Here is a 1039-nt window from a genome sequence, read left to right on the forward strand (position 1 = left end):
ACGTGCACGCCGAGGTGGACAAGCTGTTGGCGAAGGGGCGCGTCTCGCCCGACGAGGCGAACCGGCTCCGCGCCCTGGTGACGGGCTCGCTGGACAAGGCGGCCTTCGCCGACGCCGACTTCGTCATCGAGGCCGTGTTCGAGGACCTGTCGGTCAAGCGGCGCGTGTTCGCCGAGCTGGAGGAGCACGTCTCCCCGGAGGCGGTGCTCGCGACCAACACCTCGTCGTTGTCCATCACGGACATGGCCGCCGAACTGCGGCACCCGGAGCGGGTCGTGGGGTTCCACTTCTTCAACCCGGTCGCGGTCCTGCCGCTGCTGGAGGTCGTGCGGGGACGGCACACCGACGACGCCACCGTCGCCACCGCCCTGCACACCGGCAAGGAGCTGAAGAAGTCCTGCGTGCTCGTCGCCGACGCGCCGGCCTTCGTCGTGAACCGGCTGCTCACCCGGTTCCTCGGCGAGGTGATCGCCGCCATCGACGAGGGCACCCCCTTCGAGGTCGCCGACCGAGCGCTCCAGCCGCTCGGGCTGCCCATGAGCCCGCTGATCCTGCTCCAGCTGGTCGGGCCCGCCGTCGCCTCGCACGTCGCGCAGACCCTGCACGACGCCTTCCCGGAGCGGTTCCGGGTCAGCGAGAACCTGCGCCGGTTCGTCGCGGCCGGCAAGACCGCGGTCTGGACCTGGGACGAGCAGAACACGCAGCGCCTCGACCCGGAGGTCGCGGAACTGTGGCACCAGGGTGACGCGCCGCTCACGGAGGAGGAGCTGCGGGAGCGTGCGCTGGCCGCGCTGGCCGAGGAGGCGCGCGTCATGCTCGAGGAGAAGGTGGTCGCCGAGCCCGCCGACATCGACCTGTGCATGATCCTCGGCGCCGGCTGGCCGTTCTGGCTGGGCGGGATCACCCCGTACCTCGACCGCACCGGCGTGTCGGAGCAGGTCAACGGGGAACGCTTCCTCCCGAGGGGCGTCGCGTCACCGGCGACCGCGGGCTGAGGACCCCGGTGGGGTCGGCGGGCGGCCGCCGGCCCCACCGGGCC

The 1039-nt window shown here is 72.5% G+C and carries 1 protein-coding gene; it reads left to right on the top strand.

The genetic code is table 11. The features are described from left to right. Positions 1-995, top strand: a 995-nt coding sequence (locus ACTIDRAF_RS0221380) for a 3-hydroxyacyl-CoA dehydrogenase family protein (RefSeq protein ID WP_016700758.1), incomplete at its 5' end; no start/stop codon positions are given. Positions 996-1039: the final 44 nt, after the last annotated feature.

It is taken from the genome of Actinoalloteichus spitiensis RMV-1378 (assembly GCF_000239155.1).
Classification (GTDB): Bacteria; Actinomycetota; Actinomycetes; order Mycobacteriales; family Pseudonocardiaceae; genus Actinoalloteichus_B; species Actinoalloteichus_B spitiensis.